General features: G+C 48.2%; 2 protein-coding genes and 1 pseudogene. 1 reads left to right on the top strand and 2 read right to left on the bottom strand.

Annotated features, from left to right (window positions below; all coding sequences use genetic code 11):
* Both AAFP11_RS30100 and AAFP11_RS30095 read right to left on the bottom strand, forming a co-directional pair.
* Positions 1–1,154 (bottom strand): phospholipid carrier-dependent glycosyltransferase (locus tag AAFP11_RS30100; RefSeq protein ID WP_341740294.1); only part of this gene is annotated, 1,154 nt, incomplete at its 3' end.
* 371 nt (positions 1,155–1,525) lie between these two features.
* On the bottom strand, positions 1,526–1,714 hold the full coding sequence (locus AAFP11_RS30095; RefSeq protein ID WP_341740293.1) for a hypothetical protein: 189 nt from the start codon (positions 1,712–1,714) through the stop codon (positions 1,526–1,528).
* 90 nt (positions 1,715–1,804) lie between these two features.
* Here AAFP11_RS30095 and AAFP11_RS30090 point away from each other — a divergent pair.
* Positions 1,805–2,889, top strand: a pseudogene (locus AAFP11_RS30090) (tetratricopeptide repeat protein); the annotation flags it as partial.
* Between the last annotated feature and the right edge of the window lie 65 nt (positions 2,890–2,954).

Genomic DNA, 2,954 nt, shown 5'->3' with positions numbered 1-2,954 from the left:
CGGGTTTGTCGCCAAACCCAAAAGCGGTTAACCAAAATTACTGCTACTAATATTAAACCTAAAGTTGACAGCCACCAAAGCATCGGATTCCCCATCGCGTGAACGTCAAAGATTACCTTAGTCGCACCAGTTGGCAGAGGTGGCAAAACAGGGTCTGGTTGTGAATTATTCGTAGCAGTTTTGTAGAAGTAAACGATGGGGCGCAGCATCAGAGGCCAACCGTACCAAGCGGAACAGTAAGGATGAACGCTGGGGCCACTCTTAATCCGCTGGTGATAAGTCAAAATCTCTGTTTGCATCTGCCAGAAATTGGGAGTTGGATTAAAGTGTAGGTGAGGAATCCAAGAGATGCTGTAAACTACAATAGGAATAATAGCTAAACTTAGTCCTACTTCTAAAAAATTGAGTTTCGTCAATTTTTGGACGGGACTTGCCGCCGGAAGCATTGTTGATAATTCCTGGTTTTCCAGTTGTGGTTCTTCTTGATTTTGTTGAGTAAGTTGCACTACCCAAGCGCAGATTAAAATTAAATAAGTTCCCAAAAGAAACCATAAGCCGTTCCATTTAATAGCAGCGGAAGCGCCGAAACTAGCGCCGGATAGCCCTAGCAAAATCCAGCGGTTTTTTCCTTCTGTTTCGACGGATTTTAAAATAAATATTTGACCTAATATTCCAAATAAAACTAGATAAATGTTATTCAGGGCGTACCGAGATTCGACTAAAAATAGACCATCGCAGGCGGCAAATAAAGCAGCAATAAAAGCATAACTACGACGTTTAACGAGCTGATAGGCTAGCGCTCCCACAACTAGGGGAATAAAGGAGCCGGTGAGAGCGTTGAGCCAGCGGTAATCCCAAGGAGAAAGTAGGGAACCAGCCATACTGTTTACGGCGGTTTTTCCGAAGGGAAGGTGAGTGCCGAGCCAGATGCCAACGGCAATTATGTACTGGCTCAGAGGCGGATGAGCATTGAAAAAAGGCGTTTTGGTGAGATAATCGTTGGCAAATTTAGCGTAATAAACCTCGTCAAATACGAAAGTGTTAAATCGCTCTAGTTCCCAAAAACGGAGAGTTAAGGACATGAGGAACACAGCGAGCATTCCCAGGGTAAAAACAAAATTCGATTGGTTGAATAGTTTTTTGTTCGCTTTCATAAAAGGCATTAAAAAGATAGTAGATAGTAGATTTGAGAGTGAGCGAAGCCGAACCATCAGGACACGGCGCGCCGTGTGCATTGGTGTCAACTTAAGCTTTTAGTCCGCCAGTTCTCCCGCTGACCCGGCAGTCCGCCAGGGAATCAATTCCCCCTCTAATAGCGAAAGTCCTCTCCAAGAGGACTGAAGAACTCATTAGTCCTCCCACTCACCCGGCAGTCCGCCAGGGAATCAATTCCCCCTCTAATAGTGAAAGTCCTCTCGAAGAGGACTGAAGAACTCATTAGTCCTCCCACTCACCCGGCAGTCCGCCAGGGAATCAATTCCCTGTCTAATACTGAAAGTCCTCTCAAAGAGGACTGAAGAACTCATTAGTCCTCTTTGAGAGGACTTTCGCTTTGAGGCAGGGGTTTAAACCCCTGCCGGACTATGGGTTGTACGTTAAGTTGACACCAATTGGGATTGGCGTGTCCTCCGTGGCCGTTTTGTGGATGATTATATCCGTTGGTGTTTTGTCGGTGGTTATATCCAAATCGCACTCGCAAGGACAATTTCATCATCCAATTCGGTTGATTTTACCTGTTAGAGCGTATCCGAGGTTTATGAAGTGCAGGAACACGGCACGGTGCGGTGTCCTTACCAAATCGACTATGATACCGATTAACAAGGTCTTGTTGAAGCAGGTATTTATGAATCTCAGGCTGTGGGTTTGGGGGATAACTGTAGGTGCGAGTATCCTGCTAGGACTCCGGGCGGTGGCAGCACCGAGTGTGATGAAAATTAGTCAAGGGCTATCGCAGCAGTCCGGGGGAAACACTGCGGCGGCTAAAAAAGCCTATGATGAGGCAATGCAACTCGATCGCCAAGGAACAGCAGAATCGAAAAGAGGTGCGATCGCAAAATATGAAGAAGCATTAAAGCTGTATCGAGAAGCGGCGGACACTTCAGGACAAGCTGCTATTCTCCTTGCTCTTGGCAGTGTCTACTCAGATTTGGGAGAGAACCAGAAAGCGCTAGAGTATTACAGCCAGTCCCTTCCCCTGAGTCTGGCTGTGGGCGATCGCACACAGGAAGCTACCACCCTCAACAACATCGGCGAAGTCTACTCAGATTTGGGAGAGAAACAGAAAGCGCTAGAGTATTACAACCAGTCCCTTCCCCTGAGTCGCGCCGTAGGCGATCGCACACAGGAAGCTACCACCCTCAACAACATCGGCGAAGTCTACTCACATTTGGGAGAGAAACAGAAAGCGCTAGAGTATTACAACCAGTCCCTTCCCTTGAGTCGCGCAGTAGGCGATCGCAGTGGGGAAGCTACCACCCTCAACAACATCGGCCAAGTCTACTCAGATTTGGGAGAGAAACAGAAAGCGCTAGAGTATTACAACCAGTCCCTTTCCTTGAGTCGCGCCGTAGACGATCGCAGTGGGGAAGCTCGCACCCTCAACAACATCGGCGTAGTCTACTCAAATTTGGGAGAGAAACAGAAAGCGTTAGAGTATTACAGCCAGTCCCTTCCCCTGTTTCGGGCAGTAGGCAATCGCAGGGGGAAGCTATCACCCTCCACAACATCGGCCAAGTCTACTCAGATTTGGGAGAGAAACAGAAAGCACTAGAGTATTACAGCCAATCCCTTCCCCTGAGTCGCGCAGTGGGCAATCGCAAGGGGGAAGCTATCACCCTCAACAACATCGGCTTACTCTACTCAGATTTGGGAGAGAAACAGAAAGCACTAGGAGACGTAGAAGCGGGACGTGCCGTTGTCGCCCTGGCGGCCCGAGCGCCCTCGGAGCTGGTTGT

The sequence above is a fragment of the Microcoleus sp. CAWBG640 genome (genome assembly GCF_020883015.1).
Lineage (GTDB): Bacteria > Cyanobacteriota > Cyanobacteriia > Cyanobacteriales > Microcoleaceae > Microcoleus > Microcoleus anatoxicus.
The sequence above is the reverse complement of the archived record's forward strand: the minus strand, read 5'-3'. Positions and strand labels throughout refer to the sequence as shown.